This is a genomic window from Mycobacterium asiaticum DSM 44297, from assembly GCF_000613245.1.
GTDB classification, from domain to species: domain Bacteria; phylum Actinomycetota; class Actinomycetes; order Mycobacteriales; family Mycobacteriaceae; genus Mycobacterium; species Mycobacterium asiaticum.
The window spans coordinates 1-1,230 of record NZ_HG964942.1; the positions used below are offsets into that span (position 1 = coordinate 1).

The 1,230-nt window shown below is 60.4% G+C and carries 1 pseudogene; it reads right to left on the bottom strand.

Annotated features, from left to right (window positions below):
* A pseudogene (locus BN972_RS27510) lies at positions 1-1,094 on the bottom strand (hypothetical protein); the annotation flags it as partial.
* Positions 1,095-1,230: the final 136 nt, after the last annotated feature.

The following is a 1,230-nucleotide window of genomic DNA, read 5'->3' on the forward strand; positions in this document are numbered from 1 at the left end:
CTGCCCAAGGCGTTCAACGAGAGGTTCTGGAAGCCCGAAATGCCGCCGCCCGAGTTGAAGAAACCCGACGAGCCGCCCGCTCCGCTGTTGAAGAATCCCGACGACGGGGCATCCGTCATGTTGCCGAAGCCCAAGCCCACCGGGATCGAGATCAACGGAATATCGATCGGACCGACGGTGCCGGAGATGCCTCCGTACGTTGTGTAACCCGGGCCGCCGACCGTGAAGTTCAGCTGTGGTCCGCTGATCCTGATGGTCGGGACGTTGATGGGACCGATGGTGCCGGACGTATTGCTGAGAGTGCCGAGATTGAGCGCCCCGATGGTGAACGGCCGAGTGGTGATGTCGAAGGTGCCACCGGCGATCGTCGTGTTGACCGGGAATCGCATGCCAAAGTCCACGGGAATCTGGTTGATGTGGACGGAATACGAAACAGTCGTCGCGCCTTGGGCGTCGCCCCGGATGAACATCCCGACGTTCCTGTTGCCGGAGTTGCCGATGCCGGTGTTGATGTCGCCGGAATTGCCGATGCCGGTGTTGATGTCGCCGGTATTGAACCAGCCGGTATTGGTGTTGCCGCCGTTGAAGTCACCGCTGTTGAAGCTGCCCTCGTTGAAGCTGCCGGTGTTATAGCTTCCGCGGTTACCGATACCGGTGTTGAAGTTGCCCGGGTTGAACAATCCAGTGTTACCGATACCCGAGTTGCCGATACCGGTGTTGTAGCTGCCGGTATTAAACAGACCCGAGTTGCCCACCCCAGAGTTCAAAATGCCGCGCAGGTCAAAACCGGAGTTGCCGATACCGACATTGCCATCACCGGTGTTGAAGAACCCGACGTTGTTATCCCCGGTATTACCGAACCCGATATTGCCGGTGCCGGTATTACCGAAGACGTCGGTGACCGCCGCCGAGGCAGCGGCAGGGTTCACCGTCAACAGACCGTTCAGCTTGGCCGACAGATTCGTCCCACTCAGCAGGGTGCTGATGGCCGGGTTGCTCAGCAGGCTGCTCACCACTGGACTACGCAGCGGATTGCTGACCGTCGAGCTGCTCAGCAGATTGGCCACAGTCGGGCTGTTGAGCAGGGTGGCCACAGTCGGGCTGCTCAACGCACCGGTCAACGCCGTCGTCACCGTCGCGCTATTGAGCAGACTGTTCAGCCCCCCAGAACCCGACAGACCCGCCACCAACGACTGCAAACCACCCGAACCGCCCAAACGACCCCACAAA